Annotated in this window: 19 protein-coding genes; 7 read left to right on the top strand and 12 right to left on the bottom strand. The window is 59.4% G+C overall.

What is annotated here, in order from left to right; all coding sequences use genetic code 11:
- Window positions 1-13: 13 nt before the first annotated feature.
- Window positions 14-1,021 carry an N-acetyl-gamma-glutamyl-phosphate reductase gene (argC, locus tag GWQ29_RS04360; protein WP_021139683.1) on the bottom strand — a complete coding sequence of 336 codons (1,008 nt, stop codon included), beginning with the start codon at window positions 1,019-1,021 and terminating at the stop codon, window positions 14-16.
- A gap of 278 nt (window positions 1,022-1,299) precedes the next feature.
- Between argC and argE the strand changes: the two genes are divergently transcribed.
- Window positions 1,300-2,445 (top strand): acetylornithine deacetylase, encoded by a 1,146-nt coding sequence (gene argE, locus GWQ29_RS04355; RefSeq protein ID WP_219593355.1) that lies wholly within the window; start codon window positions 1,300-1,302, stop codon window positions 2,443-2,445.
- A gap of 212 nt (window positions 2,446-2,657) precedes the next feature.
- A complete protein-coding gene (ppc, locus tag GWQ29_RS04350) occupies window positions 2,658-5,291 on the top strand; it encodes a phosphoenolpyruvate carboxylase (RefSeq protein WP_021139685.1) in 2,634 nt (877 codons plus the stop codon).
- A gap of 161 nt (window positions 5,292-5,452) precedes the next feature.
- Here ppc and arsC read toward each other — a convergent pair whose 3' ends face one another.
- The 5 genes from arsC to GWQ29_RS04325 all read right to left on the bottom strand — a co-directional run bounded on the left by arsC (window position 5,453) and on the right by GWQ29_RS04325 (window position 9,745).
- The gene (gene arsC / locus GWQ29_RS04345) at window positions 5,453-5,884 is read right to left on the bottom strand and encodes a glutaredoxin-dependent arsenate reductase (protein ID WP_275918830.1); all 432 of its coding nucleotides are present in this window, start codon (window positions 5,882-5,884) and stop codon (window positions 5,453-5,455) included.
- Window positions 5,885-5,886: 2 nt separating this feature from the next.
- Window positions 5,887-6,957: an ACR3 family arsenite efflux transporter gene (arsB, locus tag GWQ29_RS04340; protein ID WP_275918829.1), complete on the bottom strand. Its 1,071-nt coding sequence runs from the start codon at window positions 6,955-6,957 to the stop codon at window positions 5,887-5,889.
- A 96-nt stretch (window positions 6,958-7,053) separates the two neighbouring features.
- On the bottom strand, window positions 7,054-8,853 hold the full coding sequence (gene arsA, locus GWQ29_RS04335; protein WP_275918828.1) for an arsenical pump-driving ATPase: 1,800 nt from the start codon (window positions 8,851-8,853) through the stop codon (window positions 7,054-7,056).
- Between the two features lie 75 nt (window positions 8,854-8,928).
- Window positions 8,929-9,372 (bottom strand): arsenite efflux transporter metallochaperone ArsD, encoded by a 444-nt coding sequence (gene arsD, locus GWQ29_RS04330; protein WP_275918827.1) that lies wholly within the window; start codon window positions 9,370-9,372, stop codon window positions 8,929-8,931.
- A 4-nt stretch (window positions 9,373-9,376) separates the two neighbouring features.
- Window positions 9,377-9,745: a helix-turn-helix domain-containing protein gene (locus GWQ29_RS04325; protein WP_021139691.1), complete on the bottom strand. Its 369-nt coding sequence runs from the start codon at window positions 9,743-9,745 to the stop codon at window positions 9,377-9,379.
- Window positions 9,746-10,115: 370 nt separating this feature from the next.
- Between GWQ29_RS04325 and mutS the strand changes: the two genes are divergently transcribed.
- Complete coding sequence (mutS, locus tag GWQ29_RS04320) at window positions 10,116-12,671, top strand: DNA mismatch repair protein MutS (protein ID WP_275918826.1); 2,556 nt, start codon at window positions 10,116-10,118, stop codon at window positions 12,669-12,671.
- A gap of 80 nt (window positions 12,672-12,751) precedes the next feature.
- On the opposite strand, the gene GWQ29_RS04315 is transcribed toward mutS, so the two are convergent.
- The gene (locus GWQ29_RS04315) at window positions 12,752-14,350 is read right to left on the bottom strand and encodes a BCCT family transporter (RefSeq protein ID WP_169046834.1); all 1,599 of its coding nucleotides are present in this window, start codon (window positions 14,348-14,350) and stop codon (window positions 12,752-12,754) included.
- Window positions 14,351-14,359: 9 nt separating this feature from the next.
- Complete coding sequence (locus GWQ29_RS04310) at window positions 14,360-14,887, bottom strand: hypothetical protein (RefSeq protein WP_159165506.1); 528 nt, start codon at window positions 14,885-14,887, stop codon at window positions 14,360-14,362.
- A gap of 161 nt (window positions 14,888-15,048) precedes the next feature.
- Between GWQ29_RS04310 and GWQ29_RS04305 the strand changes: the two genes are divergently transcribed.
- Window positions 15,049-15,528 (top strand): MarR family transcriptional regulator, encoded by a 480-nt coding sequence (locus tag GWQ29_RS04305; RefSeq protein ID WP_005313803.1) that lies wholly within the window; start codon window positions 15,049-15,051, stop codon window positions 15,526-15,528.
- Between the two features lie 79 nt (window positions 15,529-15,607).
- Here GWQ29_RS04305 and GWQ29_RS04300 read toward each other — a convergent pair whose 3' ends face one another.
- Window positions 15,608-16,189, bottom strand: coding sequence for a YjaG family protein (locus GWQ29_RS04300; RefSeq protein WP_265462632.1), 582 nt, complete (start codon window positions 16,187-16,189; stop codon window positions 15,608-15,610).
- 162 nt (window positions 16,190-16,351) lie between these two features.
- On the opposite strand from GWQ29_RS04300, the gene GWQ29_RS04295 reads away from it, so the two are divergent.
- A complete protein-coding gene (locus GWQ29_RS04295; RefSeq protein WP_275918825.1) occupies window positions 16,352-17,296 on the top strand; it encodes a D-2-hydroxyacid dehydrogenase in 945 nt (314 codons plus the stop codon).
- Between the two features lie 71 nt (window positions 17,297-17,367).
- Here GWQ29_RS04295 and mepM read toward each other — a convergent pair whose 3' ends face one another.
- On the bottom strand, window positions 17,368-18,705 hold the full coding sequence (gene mepM / locus GWQ29_RS04290; RefSeq protein ID WP_021139696.1) for a murein DD-endopeptidase MepM: 1,338 nt from the start codon (window positions 18,703-18,705) through the stop codon (window positions 17,368-17,370).
- Between the two features lie 260 nt (window positions 18,706-18,965).
- Here mepM and GWQ29_RS04285 point away from each other — a divergent pair, with 260 nt between their 5' ends.
- Complete coding sequence (locus GWQ29_RS04285) at window positions 18,966-20,264, top strand: LapD/MoxY N-terminal periplasmic domain-containing protein (RefSeq protein WP_275918824.1); 1,299 nt, start codon at window positions 18,966-18,968, stop codon at window positions 20,262-20,264.
- Window positions 20,261-21,202 carry a TAXI family TRAP transporter solute-binding subunit gene (locus GWQ29_RS04280; RefSeq protein WP_005313814.1) on the top strand — a complete coding sequence of 314 codons (942 nt, stop codon included), beginning with the start codon at window positions 20,261-20,263 and terminating at the stop codon, window positions 21,200-21,202. The genes GWQ29_RS04285 and GWQ29_RS04280 overlap by 4 nt, the downstream gene beginning before the upstream one ends.
- On the opposite strand, the gene GWQ29_RS04275 is transcribed toward GWQ29_RS04280, so the two are convergent.
- Window positions 21,197-21,871 (bottom strand): transglutaminase-like cysteine peptidase, encoded by a 675-nt coding sequence (locus tag GWQ29_RS04275; RefSeq protein ID WP_021139699.1) that lies wholly within the window; start codon window positions 21,869-21,871, stop codon window positions 21,197-21,199. The two genes, GWQ29_RS04280 and GWQ29_RS04275, sit on opposite strands and share 6 nt — an antisense overlap.
- A 75-nt stretch (window positions 21,872-21,946) precedes the next feature.
- Entirely contained in the window at window positions 21,947-22,882 is a 936-nt protein-coding gene (znuA, locus tag GWQ29_RS04270; RefSeq protein WP_275918823.1) for a zinc ABC transporter substrate-binding protein ZnuA, read from the bottom strand.
- Window positions 22,883-22,969 lie beyond the last annotated feature (87 nt).

The raw sequence follows: 22,969 nt of genomic DNA, 5'->3' as shown, positions 1-22,969 counted from the left end.
TCTCAATCCTTTCTTAAATCAGGCCGGTGGCCGGGTCAAAACCGAATTTAATATTTATGCATTGCATTGCCTGGGAGGCGGCGCCCTTGAGCAAGTTGTCGATGGCAGAGACCACCACCAGCATATTGCCCTGCTGCTGCCAGGCGATATCGCAGTAGGGAGTGCTTGCCACGCCACGGATGGAGGGCATCTGGCCGGTGAGGCGCACCAGGGGTTTTCCTTCGTAGGCCTTGAGGAAGGCCTGATCCACCTGGGTCGGCGTCACGCCATCCGCCAGCTGCACATAAATGGTGGCCAGGATGCCGCGCACATAGTTGCCAAGGTGGGGCTGGAACAGCACCTCCTTGCCCAGGTGGTGGCTGATCTCCGGCTGATGCCTGTGGTTGAAGGTGCCGTAAGGACTCAGGCTCACTTCGCAAAAACTGGTATTGATGGCTGCCTTGCGACCGGCCCCAGAGACGCCGGATACCGCATTGATGATGGGCTGCCACCCCTCGGCAATCAGACCGGCCTGTTGCAGCGGTTTGAGGGCGCACAGAGAAGCAGTCGGGTAGCAACCTGGCACAGCAATCAGCTGGGCGGCGGCAATGGCATCGCTGTTCCATTCCGCCAGACCGTAGGCGGCCTGCTCCAGCAACTGCTCGTTCTCGTGGGTGAAGCCGTAGAAGGAGGAGTAGAATTGCTGGTCCTTGACCCGGAAGGCGCCGGAGAGATCGAACACCGGCAGCCCCTTGGCCAGGAACTTGGGTGCGAGCTCGGCACTCACCTCATGGGCGGTCGCCAGCAACACCAGGTCGGCCTGGGTCAGGATCCGGGTCATGCCATCTTCATCCAGCGGCAGCAGCGGCTGATCCAGCGCGCCGACCCACTGGGGATGCAGAGAAGAGAAGCGCTTGTGGGCATCCTGGCTGCCGGCGGAAACATAGAGACCGAACAGCTTGAGTTGAGGATGGTTCTGGACCAGTGCGGCCAATTCGGCTCCCGCGTAGCCACTGGCACCGACGATAACGGTGTTAAGCATTTTTGAGTATTCCAAGTCAGAGTTCGAAATTCACAGCATGGCGCTGCAGACAGTGCAAGGGGTGAGGAACCGCCCCTTCAATGCAACGAGTGCGGAGGGGCAATTCAGGCGGGGTTGTGTCGTCGGTTATAGATCAGGTGACAGAACATTAACTTTCCCTTACAACTAGAAGCCTTGTTGATGAGCCACGAATTCAGGCAAACTCACAGAATATTCATGCACTCACTTTGCATTTGTATTTTCTAACAGAAACGTTCCGGGGACGCAAGGAGCAGCTGATGGCCAATCTGGATTTTTTTGCACTTTATAAGAATATTATTGCGATTCCCTCTATTAGCAGCACAGATCCGCACTGGGATCAGAGCAATGAGGCGGTGATCCGGCTGCTGGCCGACTGGTTCGGCCAACTCGGCTTTCAATGTGAAGTGACGGCGCTGCCGGAGCTGCCCGGCAAGTTCAATCTGGTGGCCACCATAGGCCAGGGAGAAGGCGGCCTGCTGCTGGCGGGCCACACGGACACAGTGCCGTTCGATGAAGGGGGCTGGAGCAAGGATCCCTTCAAGGTGACCGAAGAGGGCAACCGCCTGTACGGCCTCGGCACCATCGACATGAAGGGCTTCTTCGCCTTCATAGTGGAAGCGCTCAAAGAGATCGACCTCACCACTCTCACCAAGCCGCTGCGCATTCTGGCCACCGCCGATGAAGAGACCACAATGGCGGGGGCACGCGCCATCGCCGCCGCGGCCGAGATCAAACCCGACTATGCAGTGATCGGCGAACCGACCGGGCTGGTGCCCGTGGTGGCCCACAAGGGCCACATGTCGGAAGCGATCCGCATTACCGGCAAGAGCGGTCACAGCTCGGATCCCGCCAACGGCGTCAATGCACTGGAGATCATGCATCAGGCCATGGGGCGGGTGCTGCGCCTGCAACTGCGTCTGGAAGAGACCTATGCCGACTACCGGTTCGCGGTGCCGCAACCCACGCTGAATCTGGGATACATACATGGGGGAGACAGCCCGAACCGCATCTGCGGCTGCTGCGAACTGCACATCGACATGCGTCCCACCCCGCAAGTGGGGCCGGACGAGCTGATGGGCATGCTCAAAGAGGCGCTCGCGCCCATAGAGGTTCACCAGCCAGGCTGCCTGCACCTGCAACACCTGCACGAGCCCATCCCCGCCTATGCCTGCGCGGACGACTCAGTGCTGGTGCGCGAGGCGGAGCAGGCAAGCGGGCACAAGGCGGAATCGGTGAACTACTGCACCGAAGCGCCCTTTATCCAGCAGTTGGGATGCCAGACAATTGTGATGGGCCCTGGCCACATAGCCCAGGCCCACCAGCCGGACGAATACCTGGATCTGTCGTTCGTCAAACCCACCACGGCAGTGCTGCAACACCTGATCCGCCGGTTCTGCCTGTAAGCCATAGGGTATGTAAGTAAGTTACTGACAGTCCGCCCGGGACAGGTGAAGGAAATACATGTTCTGAATCGGCCTGTTATTTGACCTTGCGCAGACAATCTGGGTAGATTGTCACCCTAAGATGACGGAGCATATGTTGTAATCACACAACAATAAGTGAGGCTGTCTCTCACCTCGGATGGAGAGAGACACCAACCAGATAAGGATGTGGAATGAACGAAAAGTACGCCGCTCTACGCGCCAACGTAGGCATGCTGGGTCAACTGCTGGGCAAGTCCATCAAGGATCATCAGGGACAAGCCTTCCTCGACAAGATCGAAACCATTCGCCAGTTGGCCAAGTCCTCCCGCAAAGGCAATGAGGCAGACCGGGAACGTCTGCTCGAAACCCTGCGCACCCTGAGCGATGACGAGCTGTTGCCGGTGGCCCGCGCCTTCAGCCAGTTCCTCAACCTGGCCAACGTGGCCGAACAGTTCCACACCATCTCCCGCCGCTGCGAAGAGCAGGTCTGCACGCCGGATCCGCTGGAGCAGATGTTCGCCAAACTCAAGGCATCCAACCTGTCGCAGGAGGCCATCATCCAGGCCGTGCGCGAGCTGGATATTGATCTGGTGCTGACCGCTCACCCGACCGAGGTGACCCGTCGAACCCTGATCCACAAGCACGTCCAGCTCAACGACTGCCTGGAAGCGCTGGAACTCTCCGATTTGCTGCCCCGCGAACGGGACAAGATCCTCAATCGCATCGAACAGCTGGTCAATCAGGCCTGGCACACCAACGAGATCCGCGAGCAGCGTCCGACCCCGGTAGACGAAGCCAAGTGGGGCTTTGCCGTGGTGGAAAACAGCCTCTGGCCGGCCATTCCCGAATTCATGCGCAACTTGGACGAGCGTCTGCAACAGCACCTGGGTGTGCGGCTGCCGCTGGATGCCGCGCCGGTCAAGTTCACCTCCTGGATGGGCGGTGACCGCGACGGCAACCCCTTCGTCACGGCCAAGGTGACCGCAGAGGTACTGGAACTGGGCCGCTGGATGGCGGTGAGCCTCTTCTACAAGGACATCAAGGAGCTCACCTCCGAGCTCTCCATGTCCGACTGCACCGACGCCGTACGCGAGCGGGTGGGTGATCACCCCGAACCCTATCGCGCCCTGGTGCGCGAGCTGCGTGAAGCGCTGCGCGAGACCCAGGAATACCTCACCGCCAAGGTGCAGGGTCAGGTGAGCGAGAGCCGCGACCTGATCACCACCACGGCCCAGCTGCGCGAGCCGCTGGAGCTCTGCTACCACTCAATGCACGCCTGCGGCATGGGCAACATCGCCGACGGCATGCTGCTGGACGTGCTGCGCAAGCTGGCCTGTTTCGGCATCCATCTGGTCAAGCTGGACATACGTCAGGATGGCGAGCGCCACGGCCAGGTCTTCTCCGAGCTGACCCGTTATCTGGGCATGGGCGACTACGCAGAGTGGAGCGAAGACGACAAGCAGGCTTTTCTGCTCAATGAGCTCAACTCCCGCCGCCCCCTGATCCCGACCGACTGGGAGCCGAGCGACGAGACCCGCGAGACCATAGACACCTGCCGGGTGATCGCCCAACACGACCCGGATGCGTTCGGCATCTACATCATCTCCATGGCTGGCGCCCCGTCCGATGTACTGGCGGTGCAACTGCTGCTGAAAGAAGCCGGTTGCAAGTTCCGCATGCCGGTCGCCCCCCTGTTCGAAACCCAGGAAGACCTGATGGCGGGCACCGCCGTGATGGAGCGCCTGTTGTCGGTGGACTGGTATCGCGGTTACATCCAGGGTCGCCAGTACGTGATGATCGGCTACTCGGATTCCGCCAAGGACGCGGGCATGATGGCCGCAGGCTGGGCCCAGTACGCTGCCATGGAATCTCTGGTGGCACTGGCCGAAGCCAGCAATCTGCGCCTGACCCTGTTCCATGGCCGTGGCGGCACCGTCGGCCGTGGCGGCGCCCCCGCCCATCAGGCGATCCTGTCCCAACCGCCGGGATCCCTGCGCGGTGGGCTGCGAGTGACCGAACAGGGCGAGATGATCCGCTTCAAGTTCGGTCTGCCGAAAGTCGCCATTCACAGCCTGAACCTCTACACCAGCGCCGTGCTGGAAGGGAACCTGCTGCCGCCGCCCAAGCCCAAAGAGAGCTGGCGCGCCGTGATGGAGCAACTTGCCACCGTCTCCTGCGATCACTACCGCAGCATAGTGCGTGGTCATCCGGACTTCGTGCCCTACTTCCGCGCTGCCACCCCTGAAATGGAACTTGGCAAGCTGCCGCTCGGCTCACGCCCGGCCAAGCGCAAGCCCAACGGCGGCGTCGAGAGTCTGCGCGCCATCCCCTGGATCTTCGCCTGGACCCAGAACCGGCTGATGCTGCCGGCCTGGCTTGGCGCCCACAAGGGGCTGGAGCATGCCATCACGGACGGTCAGAAGAGCGTGCTGGAAGAGATGAGCCGCCAGTGGCCCTTCTTCCGCACCCGCCTCGAGATGCTGGAGATGGTGTTCCTCAAGGCCGACCTCTGGCTCGCCGAGTACTACGACACCCGTCTGGTACCGCAAGAGCTGTGGAATCTGGGCAAGCAGTTGCGCCAGGAGCTTGCCGACGCCATCCAGATCGTGCTGCAGCTGCGCCCGCAGGGAGACCTGCTGGACGATCAGCCCTGGATCAAGGAGTCCATCAATCTGCGCAACCCCTACACGGATCCCCTCAACGTGCTGCAGGTCGAACTGCTGGGCCGCTCGCGCAACCACACCGAGACCCTGCATCCCGAACTGGATCAGGCGCTGATGGTCACCATCGCCGGTATTGCCGCAGGCATGCGCAACACGGGTTGATTAACAGCAGGCTTTAGCCATCTCGATCAAACCAAAGGGCGCCTCAGCGCCCTTTGTTGTTTTCTTGCAGCTAGACACAGGTGATGGCCTGATGATAAGAGCGACAAGAGACAAGGTTCGATTCGCAGAACGTCATCAACTCCAAGGCCTGCTCTTGACCTTTACTTGATCCGCTTCCCCTCTGCATCAACGACCCTCTCCCCATCTTCCTTGGTAAAAGCGCCTTGCTGGGGGCTCGGCAAAATATCCAGTACCACTTCGGATGGACGGCACAGTCTGGTACCAAGCGGGGTCACCACTATGGGGCGGTTGATCAGGATGGGATGGGCCAGCATGGCGTCAATCAACTCATCATCGCTGAAGCGGTTTTCGGCCAGTTCCAGCGCCTCATAAGGAGGGACGTTCTTGCGCAGCAGGTCGCGCACCGGCATCCCCATGGCCCCAATCAGCGCAACCAGCGTCTCGCGGCTCGGCGGTGTTTCCAGGTAGTGAACGACGGTCGGTTCAACCCCTGAGTTGCGGATAAGTTCCAGTGTATTGCGGGAGGTGCCGCAAGCCGGGTTGTGGTAAATAGTGATCTGGGTGTTATGCATGATTAAGCCTCTGCGTTTGGATAGTTGCGTTTCATTCTAAGAGCCACATTGACCAGGGCGATCAAGACAGGCACCTCCACCAGCGGGCCTATCACACCGGCAAACGCCTGATCCGAATTCAGGCCGAACACGGCGATGGAAACCGCAATGGCCAGCTCGAAGTTGTTGCCGGTGGCAGTGAAGGCAATGGAAGCATTCTTGTCATAGGGAATACCCAGCTTCTTGCCGACCAGGAAACTGGTGAAGAACATCAGCACAAAGTAGACCACCAGCGGGATGGCAACGCGTACCACATCCATCGGCAGCTCGACGATCATCTCGCCCTTGAGGCTGAACATCAGCACTATGGTGGCCAGCAAGGCGATCAGTGTGATGGGAGAAATGGCGGGGATAAAACGCTCGTTATACCACTGCTCACCCTTGGCCTTGACCAGGTATTTCCGGCTCAGGAAGCCTGCCAGGAAGGGGATCCCCAGATAGATCAGCACGCTTTCGGCGATATCCAGCATGGTGATATCCACCGCGAAACCCTGCAAACCAAACAGCGGGGGCAGCACTGTAATAAACAACCAGGCCATGAAGCTGTAGGTGAGGATCTGAAAACCGCTGTTGAGCGCCACCAGACCCGCACCGTACTCCTTGTTGCCGCCCCCCAGATCGTTCCACACCAGCACCATGGCGATGCAGCGTGCCAGACCGATCAGGATCAGGCCCACCATGTAGTCCGGGTAGTCATGCAAGAATGTCAGGGCTATCACGAACATCAGGATGGGGCCGACGATCCAGTTCATCACCAGAGAGAGGGTAATTGCCTGACGGTCGCGGGTCATGGCCCCCATGGTGCCGTAATTCACCTTGGCCAGCGGCGGATACATCATCAGGATAAGGCCGATGGCCAGCGGGATATTGGTGGTGCCGACCGACATGGCCTCGTTCCACTGAGCCACCTGGGGGAACAGATAGCCAATCCCCACCCCCATGCCCATGGCGACAAAGATCCAGAGGGTGAGATTGCGGTCGAGAAAGCTCATTTTTTTGCTGACGGGCAGATCGCAGCAGGCATTGGTACTCATCAAGAGACTCCATGGGGATTGGATGAAACGAAGGACTCAACCCGGGCAAATGCCTCTGTTGGTTGCGCCTTGGCAGTAAACTCGCTCTGATGCATGTCACCCCGCCCTGTGGACAGGGTGACACAGCGCTTGCAGCGCCTTGACACCCACCGGCTCGACGGCCTGCAAGGGCACTACGGCATAACGCTTCGCATGCTCCTGCTTGACCGCGTCGATATGGGGCTGCTGGCGATACGCTCGCTGGGCCAGCAGAGGCGAGGTGACGCAGGCCGGGGCCAGCATGTGATTGACCACCCAGGCCCAGGGCTCGATACCGGCACGGCGCAGGTCGGCTTGCAGGTTGGCCGCCTCCTGCACCGGGGTGGGCTCGGGCAGGGTGACTATCATCACCTTGGTCTGTGTCGGATCTTGCAGCTGCATCATGGGGGTGGTGAAGTGCATCCCCTTGCCCCCCATCTGACGGGCAATTTCCCTGTGATAGGCACCGGTCGCATCGAGCAGCAAGAGGGTGTGGCCGGTGGGCGCGGTATCCATCACCACGAAGCGCTTGCCCGCCTCGCGGATGATCCGCGAGAAGGCCTGAAACACGGCTATCTCTTCGGTGCAGGGGGAGCGCAAGTCTTCTTCCAGCAGGGCCCGGCCCTGGGCATCCAGACTCGCCCCTTTGGTGGCCAGCACCTGGGCACGATAACGCTCGGTTTCGGCGTGGGGATCGATACGGCTGACCTCCAGGCTGGGCAGTGCCCCTGCCAGTGTCTCCCCCAAATGGGCCGCGGGATCTGAGGTGGTCAGGTGAACCGGCAGGCCCCGACTGGCAAGCTCTACCGCCACCGCTGCCGCCAGGGTGGTTTTACCCACACCGCCTTTGCCCATCAGCATGATGAGCCCGTGGCCATCGCTGGCCAATTCATCGACAAGTTGCTTCAAGCCAGGATGTTGCTGGCCCTGTGACTCGGCGGCCGGGCGTTCGACCTCGTCGGTCCCGTTGACAGGCGCTGCACCGAGCAACTGGCGCAGGCTGTCCACCCCTACCAGATTGGTGGCCAGCAGCGGCACTCTGTCTTGTGAAAGACTGGCCAGCAGCGCTGGTATCTGCGCCATCGCCTGTTGCTCACGTTGCCATACGGCAGTTGCCAGGGGGTCATCCGCCAGCTCGCTTTGGGGGAAGATGCCATTGATGACCAGTTGCTGATTGGCAAGGCCGATAGCGGCCAGTTCGTCATGGGTACGCGTTACTTCCCGCAGGGTCGAGGCTTGCGCCCGAGCCACCAGAACAAGCCGGGTTTTCCCGGCATCTGAGAGGGCTGCAACGGCCTCTGCGTATTGGCTTCGCTGTTTTTCCAGTCCGGCCAGTGGCCCCAGACAGGAAGCATCGCCCTTGCCCTGCTCCAGAAACTCGCTCCATGCCCCCGGCAGTTGCAACAGACGTATGGTGTGACCTGTGGGTGCCGTGTCGAACACGATGTGGTCGTATTCCCCAATCAGCTTGCTGTCGGTCAAGAGCGCGGTGAACTCGTCAAAGGCGGCAATCTCTGTAGTGCAGGCACCGGAGAGCTGCTCTTCAATGCTGCGCACCACGCTGTCGGGCAATTTGCCACGCACTGGGCCGACGATACGTTCCCGATAGGCTTGTGCGGCGGATTGCGGGTCTATCTCCAGTGCCGACAGTCCGCTGACTGCCGCTATGGCGGTAATCTTGTTGCCTATTTGGGTATCAAAGACCTGACCTACGTTTGAAGCCGGATCCGTGCTGACCAGCAGCACCCGTTTACCGCTGTCACACAAGGCGACCGCGCTGGCACAGGCCAGCGAGGTCTTGCCTACGCCACCCTTGCCGGTAAAAAAGAGAAACGGCGGTGCATCAGTCAGAAACGAATAGCTCAGAAACGAGGACATAAGAGACTCCTATCAGGCAGAACAAGGCAATCAACCCCGCAGGCGGCAGGGATGCGGCCAACTAAAGGGTCACGCTTAGCAGCAACCGCTGCTGCCGGAGCAGCATCCACCCTTGACGATCCCTTTGATGGCGCCCGCTTTGCCCGGCCCGGCGGCTGGCGGATTGGCTTCAGCATCATCGATTTTTGCACCACCGCTTTCAGCCGCGTTCAGTGACGCAAGACCGGCATAGCGGGTCAACTCTGCGCGGCTGGGATAACGGCCTGTCAGCACCACCTGACCATCGACCAGCACCAGCGGCAAGCCTTCCTCCCCTGCGTGGACAAGAAAGGCACTCACCGCCGCAGTCTCGGCAAACACCATGGGTTGCTGGGCCAGATTGAATCGCTCTATGGCAACCCCCTGCCCCTTGGCCCAGGCAAGGTCGGCGGCGAAGCTCACCAGGCGCTGTTCAACCTCGGTTCCGCACACACCGCTGGCACAGCACAGTGCCGGATCGAAAATCTGGATAATTGACATGGTATTACTCCTTATTGCAGCAAGATTGCTCGGGCAATACATGGGGCGAGCAGCCGGATTCGGCCCGCATCACGCCACAGGCTTCGGGGTGACCGGCACAGCACTCCTCGGTGAGATAACCGATCAAATCGAGCATCAGGGGGATATTGGCGCGATAGCGCAGAAAACGCCCCTCCTGCTCCACCGATACCAGCCCGGCGTGAAGCAGGGCCTTCAAGTGAAACGAGAGGCTGTTCGGTGCAATGTCGAGCTCGCCAGCGAGCTCACCGGCCACCCGCCCTTCCAACCCGGCCTTGACCAGCAAGCGCCATACATCGAGACGGATACCGGATGCGAGAGACTCGAACACCCTGGTGGCCACATCTTTGTGCATTTGAAGTCCCTCAACCCATGGAATGGATTCAACTATACAAGAATAGTTGAAATGATCAATATGCCTGCACTATCTCTGCACTCTGTTTTTGGCATTTTCCCTGTTGCGGGTAGTCCGGATGATTTTGTGAATGCATGGTCTTTGTTGGCGCGGCAGGGATGATAAGATTGGCAGCAACTCGTGGCCCTGGTTGTGGTGTGACGCTTTGCCACCCGGGCTGACGCGCACCGGACTCAATGTCCTCCCCGGATGATCGCCTCATCGAGCCTCTCATTCAGACAGACGCTCATCCGTGGAAAAACAGCACATCACAGACCCGATGCCAGATGACAACACAGCTCAAAAACAACGACTTAATGGTGGATGCACATTGATTAACATAGAAAACATCCAGCAGCACACCCCCATGATGCAGCAATACCTTGGCCTCAAGGCCGAGAACCCCGAGATACTGCTGTTCTACCGGATGGGTGACTTCTACGAACTCTTCTACGACGATGCCCGCAAGGCCTCCCAGCTGCTCGATATCTCCCTGACCAAGCGCGGCCAGTCGGCAGGCAACCCCATTCCGATGGCGGGAGTGCCCTATCACGCCATCGAAGGCTACCTGGCCAAGCTGATACAGCTCGGTGAATCTGCCGCCATCTGCGAGCAGGTGGGGGATCCCGCCACCAGCAAGGGGCCGGTGGAGCGCAAGGTCATTCGCATCATCACCCCGGGTACCGTCTCCGACGAGGCGCTGCTCTCGGAGCGACAGGACAACCTGATCGCCGCCGTCTATCACGATGGCCGCCGCTTCGGTTACGGCACCATGGACATAGGTTCCGGACGCTTCTTCATCAACCAGTTCGACAAGGAAGAGACTTTACTGGCGGAGCTGCAACGCACCAACCCGGCCGAGCTGCTCTATCCCGAATCCTTCGCGTTTTTGCAGCACGTCGAGGGCCGCCGTGGCCTGCGCCGCCGTCCCGAATGGGAGTTTGAACTGGGCACAGCCCGCAAGCTGCTGTGCCAGCAGTTCGGCACTCAGGATCTGGTGGGCTTTGGGGTCGACAAGAGCGAGACAGCCCTGTGCGCCGCCGGCTGCCTGATGCAGTATGTCAAGGACACCCAGCGCACCGCCCTGCCCCACATCCGCAGCGTGCGCCTCGAGCAGCCGGACCATGCGGTCATCATGGATGCCGCCACCCGCCGCAACCTGGAGCTGACCCAGAATCTGGCGGGCGGCTATGAAAATACCCTGGCCGAAGTGCTGGATCGCACCGCCACCCCCATGGGCAGCCGTTTGCTCAAGCGCTGGATCCACCAGCCGATCCGCGATCGGGTGATCCTGAAAGGTCGCCAGAGCACCATCAAGGAACTGATCGAGCAGAACCTTTATGACGAGCTGGGCGGCCTGCTGCGCCAGGTCGGCGACGTGGAGCGGGTATTGGCTCGCCTCGCCTTGCGCTCTGCCCGCCCCCGCGACCTCACTCGCTTGCGTCAGGCGTTTGCCCAGTTGCCAGAGCTGCAGCGCCTGCTGGCGGACAACCGACACGAAGCGGTACAGCAACTGGCTGAGCGCGCAAGCACCTTCCCCGAATTGCTGAGCCTGCTGGAGCGCGCCGTGATGGAGGTGCCGCCCGTGCTGATCCGCGATGGGGGCGTCATCCGTGACGGCTTCAATCAGGAGCTGGACGAGCTGCGGGATCTGGCCAACGGCGCCACCGCCAGTCTGGCCCGCATCGAGGAACGCGAGAAGGCGCTGACCGGCATCAACACCCTCAAGGTGGGCTATAACAGGGTGCACGGCTTCTATATCGAGGTGAGCCGCGCCAACAGCCATCTGGTACCGGCCCACTACATCCGCCGTCAGACCCTCAAGAACAACGAACGCTACATCATTGACGAGCTCAAAAAATACGAGGACAAGGTGCTCACCGCCCAGGCACAGGCGCTGGCGCTGGAGAAACGGCTCTACGAAGAGCTGCTCGACACCTTGCTGCCCCACCTCGGCGATCTGCAGGAGTCGGCGTCCGCGCTGGCAGAGCTGGATGTGCTGGCCAACCTGGCCGAGCGGGCCGAGACCCTGGACTACCGCTGCCCCGCCCTGATTGACGAGGATCAGATCCTGATCGAGGCGGGCCGTCATCCGGTGGTGGAGCAGGTGATGAGCGATCCCTTTATCGCCAACCCGATCCGGCTTGAACGGGAACGGCGGATGCTGATCATCACGGGCCCCAACATGGGGGGTAAATCCACCTATATGCGCCAGACGGCCCTTATCGTGCTGCTGGCCCATATCGGTGCCTTCGTACCCGCCGACAGCGCCCGCATCGGCCCCATAGACCGCATCTTCACCCGGATCGGGGCGTCGGACGATCTCGCCTCCGGCAGATCCACCTTTATGGTGGAGATGACCGAAACAGCCAACATCCTCAACAACGCCACCGCCCGCAGTCTGGTGTTGATGGACGAAATTGGCCGCGGCACCAGCACCTACGATGGTCTCTCCCTGGCGTGGGCTTGCGCCGAGCAGCTGGCGAGCAAGATTGGCGCCTATACCCTGTTCGCCACCCACTACTTCGAGCTGACCCGGCTACCGGAGCTGATGGAGGGGCTGGCCAACGTCCATCTGGATGCGGTGGAGCACGGCGACACCATCGCCTTTATGCACGCGGTGCAGGAAGGTGCGGCCAGCCGCTCTTACGGCCTGCAAGTGGCAGCGCTGGCGGGGGTACCGAAATCGGTGATCAATCAGGCTCGCCACAAGCTGGCGGAGCTCGAAAGCGCCACGCCCCTGGTCACAGGGGAAGTTCGCCCTGTCCCCAGACCGCTGCTGCCCCAATCCCACCCTGTGGTGGATGAGCTGGAAGCGGTACGGCCGGACGAGCTCACCCCTCGTCAGGCGCTGGATCTCCTCTATCGCCTCAAGCAGATGCTGTAACCGCCAGCCGACTAGAGCAGCATACAAAAGGGGAACCTCACGGTTCCCCTTTTACTTTGCACGGTTTGACTCTCAGGCCATCAGCCCGGACCTATCCGATCCATCAGGCTCAGGTTGACCGAGCCGGGGTGACGCTTGAGCTTCTGTCGATACTCGAACTGATGCTGACTCTCCTGCTTGAGCCCCAGCACCAGGGAGTAACACATGGCCAGCATGATCACCGAGAACGGCAGTGCGGCTATGATGCTGGCCGCCTGCAAGGCTGCCAATCCACCGGACACCAGCAAAATAGCGGCGACCAGCCCCTGCCCCAAGCCCCAGATGGCACGGTGCAGCACCGGCGGCTCCTGATCACCGATGGAGAGCAGCGTGGTGATGACCAAAGTGCCCGAATCGCTGGAGGTGATGAAGTAGGTGCAGATAAGCAGGGTCAGCACCGCCTTGGCGATCCAGCCGAAGGTCTCCCACTGCATCAGGTCCACCGTCTTGTAGAGTGCCATGGTCACGTCCTGATTGACCGCCGCCACCACGCCACCAGCGCCGAACAGCTCCAGGTTCATGGCAGTACCGCCAAACACTGTCAGCCAGAGCATGCCGAGCAGGGAGGGTACCAGCAGCACGCCGAGCACGAACTCGCGAATGGTACGGCCCTTGGAAATACGGGCGATAAACATGCCGACAAACGGTGCCCAGGCGATCCACCAGCCCCAGTAAAACGCGGTCCAGCTCGACTGCCAGGCCGAGGTACCGTTGGCTTCGGTGTTGGTCCAGAAGCTCAGCTTGACGATGTTTTGCAGGTAGTCACCGATATTCTGCACATAGGCGTTGAGTATGTAGGTGGTCGGCCCCAGCACCAGGAAGAGGCCTAGCACGAAGACGCTCAGCCAGATGTTGAGCTCGGAGAGGATCTTGACCCCGCGCCCCACGCCGGAGACCGCAGACAGGGTCGCGATCAGGCTGATACCGCCGATGAGCCAGAGCTGGTTGGACTGCGACACCGCCATGCCGAACATCTGGTTCAGACCGGTATTCATCTGGGAGACGCCGAGGCCGAGGGAGGTTGCCACCCCGAACACGGTACCGAACACCGCCAGCACGTCGGCGGCATGACCCCAAAAGCCGTAGATGCGCTCACCGAGAATGGGGTAAAGCACAGAGCGAATGGCCAGGGGCAACTTGCGGCGATAACTGAAGAAAGCCAGCGACAGGCCGACGATCACATAGATGGCCCAGGGGTGAAGACCCCAATGGAAGAAGGTCAGCCGCATGGCGATCTGGGCCGCCTCCGGCGTCATTCCTTCGGTGATGAAGGGGTTGCCCTGCAGGTGATTCATGGGTTCTGCAATGCTCCAGAACACCAGACCTATGCCCATGCCGGCGCTGAACAGCATGGAGAACCAGGCAAAGTAGCCAAACTCCGGTACCTGATCGTCGTCACCCAGGCGGATGCTGCCAAAGCGGCTGAACATCAGATAGACGGCGAAGAACAGGAACAGGGCGACCACCAGAATGTAGTACCACTTGAACCCGGCAATGATCTGATCCTTGGCGCCGGTAAACCAGGCGGCGGCCGTCTCGGGTACAAAGACGCCGAACAGCAGGAACAGTGTGATGACGGTGAGGGCCGTCATGGCCATGGTCGGGTTCAGGCCTTTCAATAGCCCTTTGGTTGCTCTCATCGGGCCTCCTTAGTCGTTGTTGAAAAAGTCTTCACCCACATGCTCGCCTGCACCGCCGATGGCGCGATAGACCATCTGGCCGGCAGCAAGTTCGCGATGATCTACCAGAGTGACGGAAGGTTGACCATTCACAGCATGGCGCTTGCCCAGGAAAATAGCCATGGGAACACCCAGATTGGAAATGCCGCTGGTGATCCAGAGCCGGTTGAAGTCGTAGGATCCGCCGATAAACTCCAGTTGGGCCAGACCGGTATCGAGGCCGGTCAGGTAGAAATTCATGGCACTCTCGTCAGGGAACAGGTGGACCAGCACATAGGCATAGCGCAACTCGTTCACCAATTCCTTTAGGTTGAAAGCACCAGTCTCGCTACAAGAGAGCGGCAGCTCACCGTCGTAATGATGCACCTTGAGGGTATTGGGATCCTCTTCATAGGCAGGCTGATAACGTACGAACGCCGAGGTGTCAGGCAGTTCGTAACGGACTCTGACCACACGTAAATCAGCCACTAGAGACCTGATGTCCAGATAGTCATTCATCATTTTACTCCTCAAATATCAGGTTAAAATTCGGTGAACGGCCGATAATCTAACACAAAAACCATTAGAGCAGAAATTATTAGACCAAAACCATATTGATCTTGTGATGAAATAGGCGGAGAATTTTGCGCCTCTCAACAGCCCTGCAATGACTCACACCCATGGAAAAACATGATGAAGTGCTGGTTGCACTGCGCCAGATTATTCGTGCCATCGATATGCACTCCAAGCGCTTGATCAAGGAAGCCGGGCTGACGTCGCCGCAGCTCTTGCTGCTCAAGGGGATCAACGAGCTGGGACAGATTTCCATGCGTCAGCTGGCCGACCACACCAACATGAGTCAGGCCACTGCGACCACCATCATGGACCGTCTCGAGAGCCGCCAGCTGGTACAGCGCATTCGCAGTGAAACCGACAAGCGAAAGGTTCACGCGACACTGACTGACGCAGGTCGTGCCCTGCTGGCCCAGGCGCCAACTCCGCTGCAAGAACGTTTCATCCAGCGCTTTCAGGCACTGGAAGCCTGGGAGCAGACCCTGTTGCTCTCCTCCCTGCAGCGCATCTCGTCGATGATGAATGCCGACGCGATAGATGCAGCTCCCGTGCTGAGCGTTCGGCCGCTCACCGAAGAACGGGCATGAAAAGGGTACGGGCATAAAAAAAGCTCCCGACGGGAGCTTTTTTTCTATGGAGACGTTTTCTACAGACCCAGTGGCTGTATCACTCGTCCAGGCTGATGCCGATGTTGGACACACCGTCCTGGGCTGCAAATACCTTGATCGCCAGGATGCGGTCACTGTCACGCTCGTGGGCCACCCGCTTGAGCAGCTCAACCTGAAACTCCAGCTCGGCCTCGATATACTCGTGCTCGTAGAGTTCTTCTTCGGTCAGATCGCGCTCTTCCAGCATCTCGATGAAACCGGCTACGGTTCCCACTGAGGCATGGCTGGCATCTTCGGCCTCTTCACCGACCCGGCAGATCACCGAGTTGTAGGCGCTGCCGAGTGCCACGCAGGCATCCAGCGCCGGATAGGCACCGTAGGATTCAAACTTGCTGGGCTCCGGAATGTAAACTTCAAACGCCTCCAGGATAGCCCCCAGATTGACGCGGGATCCCTTCACTGTCAGGTAGTTCCACATCTGATCCAGCGCGTGTCGAAAAGCCTTCGCATCACCAAAGCCGGATGCCTGGGCAAACAACGCATAGTTGGGGTACATGCGCTCTGCCAGCGCCAGGGTGTAGACGGTCTGTTGCCAAGGCTGTAGCTCGGCCAGTCGCTTATAAAACTTGTCACCAAACACTGGAGTCGGATCCTTTGCAAAATGTGGGACAGATTGTAGCCCACGAGGGGCCGCACGAAAACGAAAAAGCGGCCTGGTCGACTATCTTGCCCGATCAACTCGGGTAAGATGAAGGCAGAGCGGCCTCTCTCCCACGCCGCAAATCTGATAAGGAACAAGAGTATGAGTCAACGTACCCTTCTTTTGCTCAGCCAGGACAACGCGCACTACGAGCGTCTGCTCAAGGCGGCTCACCTCCCCCATTTGCGCATTCTGAGAGCCGACAACCAGAGCGATGCCGAGAAACTGATCGGGGAAGCCCATATCCTGATGGCCGAGCCGGCACGTGCCAAGCCGCTGCTGGCCAAGGCCAACAAGTTGAGCTGGTTTCAGTCCACCTATGCCGGGGTCGATGTGTTGCTGGATGCACGCTGCCGCCGCGATTACCAGCTCACCAATGTGCGCGGCATCTTCGGCCCGCTGATGAGCGAATATGTCTTCGGCCACCTGCTCAGCCTGATGCGTCAGTTGCCACTCTATCGGGAACAGCAAAAACAGCGACTGTGGCAGAGTCATCCCTATCAGGGGCTCAAGGGACGCACCTTGTTGATCCTGGGCACAGGCAGCATAGGCCAGCACATAGCCCACACCGGCAAGCACTTTGGCATGAGGGTGCTCGGCGTCAGCCGCAGCGGCCGTGAGCGGGCCGGTTTCGATCAGGTGTATCAGCTACCGGCACTCAACAAGATGCTGGCCCAGGCCGATGTCATCGTCAGCGTCCTGCCCGCCACCCGCGAGACCCATCATCTGTTCACCGCATCCCGTTTCGATCATTGCAAGCCGGGCGCCATCCTGTTCAACGTCGGTCGCGGCAATGCCATCAACGAAGGCGATCTGCTCACTGCCCTGCGTACCGGCAAGCTGGGCATGGCGGTGCTGGATGTGTTCGAGCAGGAACCCCTGCCCGCTGACAGTCCGCTCTGGGGCCAGCCCAACCTCCTCATCACGCCGCACAACAGCGCCTACAGCTTCCCCGATGATGTGGCCCTGATCTTCGTGCGCAACTACATCCGCTTCATCGACGGCCAGCCGCTGGATGGCAAGATAGACTTCGACAAGGGTTACTGATACGCCCATGACACCAATGAAAAGGCCCCGCCAATGTGGCGGGGCCTTTTCTATTTGGCTGGAAACCGGCTTCAGCCTGCCTCCATCTCCTTGCGATAACTCTTCACCTTGGCGAGGAACTGGCGCTTGGCCTTGCCGGAGAGCGGCTCCGCCATCGGCAACTTGACCTTCATGGCATCGACCGGGCGGTTGTTGATCCGCACCTCATAGTGCAGGTGAGCACCGGTGGACCGGCCCGTGTTGCCGGAGAGCGCAATCTTGTCACCCATCTTCACCTTCTGGCCGGTTTTCACCAGCAGCTTGCTCAGGTGCAGATAACGGGTCATCAGGGTACGACCGTGCCTGATCACCACATAGGTACCTGCCAATGGGTGGCTGGTCGCCTTGAGCACGACACCATCGCCGGTAGCCAATACAGGCGTGCCCACCGGCAAGGCAAAATCGGTGCCCTCGTGGGGGCGGACCTGGCCGGTGATGGGGTGACGGCGGTTCGGGTTGAAACTGGAGCTCACCCGATAGCGGCTGTGGGTCGGATAGCGACGGAAGCCGCGCTCCAGACTGTTGCCCTGGCCGTCATAGTAGTTGCCATCTTCGGACAGCCAGGCCGAGACCCCCTTGCCCTGATTGAACACTTCAACGCCCAGCAGCTGGGTGTTGCCCGTGCTCTTGCCCTCGACCGTCTCCTGACGAACCAGCACCCTGAATTTATCGCCCTTTTTCAAATCCTTGGCGAAATTGAGCCGCCACTGGAACAGGTTGGCAATCTTCTGGATATGGCTGGCCGGGATACCCGCATTGCGGGCACTGACATAGAAACTACCGTTGATGACGCCGTCATAACTCTTCTGCTGCCACTCCACCTCTTCATTGAGCATGTTGGCGCTGTAAGTGTCGTCGGTACGTTCCAGGACCAGGGTCTGCTTGATGTTCAGACGAATCTTCATCTGTTGCAGTATGTTGTCCTGATCGATCAGCAACTCTATGGTCTGGCCAGGCTTGAGGCGGGCAAGGTTATTCTTGCTGTCCGCATCCAGCACCTTGTAGAGGGTGGTGGTAGAAAGTCCCAGATTGTTGAAGATGGTGGTCAGATTCTCACCACTGCGCACCCGATAATCCTGCCACTGGGGAGTGGCATCGGTCGGGATGTCATCTTCCGGGGTCGCCGCTTCCACCAGCTCGTGATCCGGGATGTCGTTAAAGTCCGTATTGTCTTCGTTGGTTGCTGTGCCATGGGTCGCAATCGGCAACTCAAGACGCAATGGCCGCTCCAGGATGTCACCTGGTGCCGGCAATATGGCTACCGCGGACAGCGTCATGGCCGTGAGCAGTAACATGGCATAAAAATGCTTGCGGGGAACCGGGGGTTCCCAATTGGCAGCCTGTGCTACCAAGGGACGGAGACGTTTCATCCGCTATCCTGTCATTAGATCCAATGGGTGTTAGTGGTCGGTCTGATTGTTATAAAACCGTATAAAACTGATTGTTTGACCTAAATACTCACAATAAGTTCATACCAATCTGCATGAACCTCACATTTTATGCATAACATTCCCTTATGGGCAGAAATGATCGTCTTTTTTAACTATTTTTTCCTATTTTTAAGAACCGGGTCCGATCGTGTTTGACCCAAGGTTTCATGATGTTGCGATAACTTTTCCATGGAGTGGATATGTCGTTAGCAAAACTGTTAAACCGAATCATCCTGATCCTGTTCGTTATCGGTGCCGCCCTGCTGTTCATGCTGGAAGTCACCACGGTACGTCAATCCATCATCGACCAGATGTCAGCCAATCTTGAAACGGCCATCACGGCACTCGGGCTGGTACTGCAAGGTACCCTGCTCAACGATGACAAGGTGCTGGCAGAAACCATCGTCAATGCCATGTTTGACGGCGGTTTCGTCAGCTCGGTCACCCTGCTGGATCCTGACGGTCAGCCGCTGTTTCAGAAGGTCTTCCACACAGCGCAGCAGAACGTACCAAGCTGGCTCCCTTCTGTTATCGACATGCCGCCAGTCAACATTGAGCAGGAACTGACCGATGGCTGGCGCATGCTGGGCACCCTCACCCTGGAGGGACATACCGGCTACGCCTACCAGCATCTGTGGAATGCCATCAGCCGTACCGGACTGGCCCTGCTCGCCGGCTTGCTGGTATTCACCCTGGTGATCTCCTGGGTATGCAGCCGCCTGCTTCGCCCCCTCGAGCAAATCAACCAGCAACTGGTCAGGATCCGCAAACGCCAGTTCAGCGGCAGCCTGGAATCCCCCTGGCTGCAGGATCTCAAGGAGCTGGTCATCTCGGTCAATCAGCTGGTCTCCGAGCGCAAGCGTGACCTGCTGCAACAAAGGCTCAAGGTCACCCAGCTTGGCAAGCAGCAGGCAGTGACAGTTGAGCTTCCGCTGCAAGGGCTGATGGACGGGGAAGAGGGTATGCAACAACAATATTTCTTCTCCACCCAGGGCAAGATCCGCCTCTACAGCCGCCTTGTCCCAACCATTTCCCCCTCTCTGGACAGCTCGCCGGACGAAATCCAGCACCTGCTTGAACTCTGGCTGCGCAACCCGGCGGAAGGGCTGCAACTGCCCCTCAGCCTGCTCAGTCATGCCGACTGGACACAATTTGCGCCGCTACTGGCCAAAGCAAGGGGAAAGACCCTCGACTGGCGCTGGGATCTGGCAAGCTTCCCGCCTCTCGGGGAGGAACGGCTCGCTACCTTGCAGGAGCAGGGCGTCGAGATGGCATTTAGCGCCATCCCCATGACCAACGACACCTTCAACCAGCTCGACCCCATCAATCCCGTCTTCATCAGCTGCCAGCCGTCACAGGATCCCCTCTATTGGAATCTGGTCGCTCAATGCCTGCACAGTTCGGGCTACACCCTGCTGGCTGAAGCCAGCGAGATCCAGGATATAAATACCCTGCGCGCCTGGGGTATCGATGGCTATGCCAGCAAGGAGGCATCATGAACAGAACCTGGTCGTTGCTCGCCCTGCTGTGGCCGCTGCCGCTGCTGGCCAACCCCGTTACCCTCGCCACCGGCGGTGAGCAGGGGATCTATCATCAGGTCGCCAGGGAGTTCTGCCGACTGGCCAACAAGAGTGATCCCGAGCTGCAATGCAAACCGCAGGCCACCTCAGGTTCCATCGAGAATCTTCGCCAATTGCAGGCTGGCCAGACAAGCTACGCTCTGGTGCAATCGGACTGGCTCTATCAGGCCAGCAAGGGGCTGGGTCCCTATGTCAGCCAGCCTCAACCCGAGCTGAGAGCCCTGTTTGCCACCCATGCAGAACCCTTCACCATAGTGGTGCGGGCCGATGGCGATATCACCAGCCTGGAGCAACTCAAACTTGCTCCCATCGACATGGGGCTAAAGAGCTCGGGTACCCGCCAGACGGCGCTGGCGCTGTTCGACCTGCTGGGTGCAAAGGAGCAGGATCTCGATCTGAAGAGTGCAGGCAATCTGGTCGATGCACTCTGCAGCAAACAGATAGATGCCTATGGCCTGGTGATGGGCCACCCGAACCGGATCGTGCTCGATACCGCCAAGCGCTGCGCCATCCGCTTTCTGCCGATTGAGGGAACGCTGCGGGAGCAACTGATCAAGGGAGTCAAGTATTACCAGCGCAGTCAGGTGCCCGCTCGCATCTATCCCGGCAACCTGAAAGCGACCCCCACCTTTGCCATCGCGGCTACCCTGGTGACCAATGCCGCTACGCCGGAGGCCGATGTCTATCGCCTGACCAGAGCCATGCTGACCCAGCAGACCAACTTCAACGAACAAACCTATGGCTACGCCAACCTGTTTCACAAGGCGCGCAACAAGACAGGCCCGGTGCTGAGCATCGAACAGCACCCGGGTGCTGCCAAATATTTCGAGGAGCTGAAAACAGCGGGGAAACTATAACTGACGACGGGGGGAGCGCAGTTGCTCGCTGGAGAAACGGGTCTTCATCGATGTCCACTGCGCCAACCGGTCAGCACTGCCCGCCAGGGTGCCTTCACGGCGGGATTTCATGATCCAGATGCTCTTGGCGTCGAAGCTGTAAACAGGGATGAGATCGGTCCGCTGGCTACCGGGCAGGATCCGGCTGTTGATGTTGTCGAGCACCATAGGGTCAGACTTGGGAGTCGGGAAATAAAGCGTCACCATGTGAAACTGGTTGTATTTCACCGCCTTGACATAAGCCAGCCGCAGCTTTTTCTCATCCACCCCCAGCTCCATCAGGGTGTAGTACTTGGCAATGCTGTAATCCTCGCAATCCCCACCTCGGGCACCGATGAACTCCAGCGGATTGGCCCAATAATCCTCATCTCCCCACAGTCTGGGATCCTCGCTGTAGGTCAGGTTGTTGAAGTAGTTGTTCACCAGCTCTATTTTCTGCTGATCCGTGGTGCCGGCCCTCGGTGACAGCAAACGGGAGAACGCCTCGGCCCGCTGGATCGCCCTGCCACCATAAACCTCCTGCAACTTTGCCCGCAGTTCAGGGCTGGCGATATATTCGGAGAGGCGAGAGGCTTGCACGCTGGCGCAGAGCAGCGCCAGCGTACAGGTGGGAATAAGCAGCCATTTCATACGAGACACTCCATGTCAGATGATGAAGGTCAGTATAGTTGGCCACGGTTGACCTATCGATCAACCCGCCCTGGCTCAGCGGCACTGGGCGAAGGCGTCGGCCAGTTGCTGCATGAACTGCGGATAGCCATCCGGCCCGAGCGGCACCTGCTCACCCACTTCGTCCAACAGCAGCACCTTGGCACCGGTATTGCGGGCGACCGACTCGATCACTGCCGGCGAGAACTGCGGCTCGGCATAGATGCAACTCGCCTGTTTCTCCTGCAGCGCCTTGCGGATATCGACCAGCGTCTTGGCGCCAGGGCGACGCTCCGGGCTCACGGTAAAGTGCCCCTTGGAGCTCATGCCGTAGTGACGCTCCCAGTAACCATAGGCCTCGTGAAACACGAAATAGCCCTTCTGGCTCACCGCCTTCATCTGCCCGGCAATCAGCTTGTCCTTGGCATCCACCTTGCCCTTGAAGGTCAGCAGGTTGGCACGATAGCGCTCGGCATTGGCCGGATCCTGGGCGCTCAAGGTTTCGCTCAATGCGCTGGCGATGACCAGTGCCTGGGTCGGCCCCAGCCAGATATGCGGGTCCACCCCTTCATGATGATGCCCTTCGTGTCCGTCATGGTCCGCGTGATCATGGGCAGCATGGTCGTGCTCATCGGCATCATGATGATGGCTGTCATGGCTCGCCTGAGTTGCGTAATTGAACAGCGGCATCCCTTCAACCTGAGTAAGGGTCAGCACATGCGGATGTTTGGCCAGCGGCTTGGCCATGAAACCTTCCAGCTCGGGACCCACCCACACCACCAGATCGGCGCCGTTGATACTGCGAATATCGGAGGGGCGCAGGGCAAAATCGTGGGGGGAGGCGCCGGTCGGCAACAGTACCTTGGGCTCGCTCACGCCATTGGTGATCGCGGCCGCGATAAAGCCGAGGGGCTTGATTGTGGTCAGCACCTCGAGGGCACGGACAGGCAGACTCACTGCCAGCAGGGCAGTAATCAGTGTAAGAATTCGCATAGAGATCTCGTCAGGAAGTGAGTGTGTGATAATATAACAAACCAATGCTGCTGTTATATTATAACTCTCACAGGCTGTAAACCCCGG

Origin of the sequence: Aeromonas sp. 2HA2 (genome assembly GCF_029237345.1) — a bacterium.
GTDB classification, from domain to species: Bacteria; Pseudomonadota; Gammaproteobacteria; order Enterobacterales; family Aeromonadaceae; genus Aeromonas; species Aeromonas salmonicida.
This window is presented reverse-complemented; position numbering and strand designations above follow the sequence as displayed.

Excerpts from the sequence above, each read along its gene's own strand:
- argC (WP_021139683.1), bottom strand. The coding sequence starts at position 1,021 with ATGCTTAACACCGTTATCGTCGGTGCCAGTGGCTACGCGGGAGCCGAA.
- argE (WP_219593355.1), top strand. The coding sequence starts at position 1,300 with ATGGCCAATCTGGATTTTTTTGCACTTTATAAGAATATTATTGCGATT.
- ppc (WP_021139685.1), top strand. The coding sequence starts at position 2,658 with ATGAACGAAAAGTACGCCGCTCTACGCGCCAACGTAGGCATGCTGGGT.
- arsC (WP_275918830.1), bottom strand. The coding sequence starts at position 5,884 with ATGCATAACACCCAGATCACTATTTACCACAACCCGGCTTGCGGCACC.
- arsB (WP_275918829.1), bottom strand. The coding sequence starts at position 6,957 with ATGAGTACCAATGCCTGCTGCGATCTGCCCGTCAGCAAAAAAATGAGC.
- arsA (WP_275918828.1), bottom strand. The coding sequence starts at position 8,853 with ATGTCCTCGTTTCTGAGCTATTCGTTTCTGACTGATGCACCGCCGTTT.
- arsD (WP_275918827.1), bottom strand. The coding sequence starts at position 9,372 with ATGTCAATTATCCAGATTTTCGATCCGGCACTGTGCTGTGCCAGCGGT.
- GWQ29_RS04325 (WP_021139691.1), bottom strand. The coding sequence starts at position 9,745 with ATGCACAAAGATGTGGCCACCAGGGTGTTCGAGTCTCTCGCATCCGGT.
- GWQ29_RS04315 (WP_169046834.1), bottom strand. The coding sequence starts at position 14,350 with ATGAGAGCAACCAAAGGGCTATTGAAAGGCCTGAACCCGACCATGGCC.
- GWQ29_RS04310 (WP_159165506.1), bottom strand. The coding sequence starts at position 14,887 with ATGAATGACTATCTGGACATCAGGTCTCTAGTGGCTGATTTACGTGTG.
- GWQ29_RS04305 (WP_005313803.1), top strand. The coding sequence starts at position 15,049 with ATGGAAAAACATGATGAAGTGCTGGTTGCACTGCGCCAGATTATTCGT.
- GWQ29_RS04295 (WP_275918825.1), top strand. The coding sequence starts at position 16,352 with ATGAGTCAACGTACCCTTCTTTTGCTCAGCCAGGACAACGCGCACTAC.
- mepM (WP_021139696.1), bottom strand. The coding sequence starts at position 18,705 with ATGAAACGTCTCCGTCCCTTGGTAGCACAGGCTGCCAATTGGGAACCC.
- GWQ29_RS04285 (WP_275918824.1), top strand. The coding sequence starts at position 18,966 with ATGTCGTTAGCAAAACTGTTAAACCGAATCATCCTGATCCTGTTCGTT.
- GWQ29_RS04280 (WP_005313814.1), top strand. The coding sequence starts at position 20,261 with ATGAACAGAACCTGGTCGTTGCTCGCCCTGCTGTGGCCGCTGCCGCTG.
- GWQ29_RS04275 (WP_021139699.1), bottom strand. The coding sequence starts at position 21,871 with ATGAAATGGCTGCTTATTCCCACCTGTACGCTGGCGCTGCTCTGCGCC.
- znuA (WP_275918823.1), bottom strand. The coding sequence starts at position 22,882 with ATGCGAATTCTTACACTGATTACTGCCCTGCTGGCAGTGAGTCTGCCT.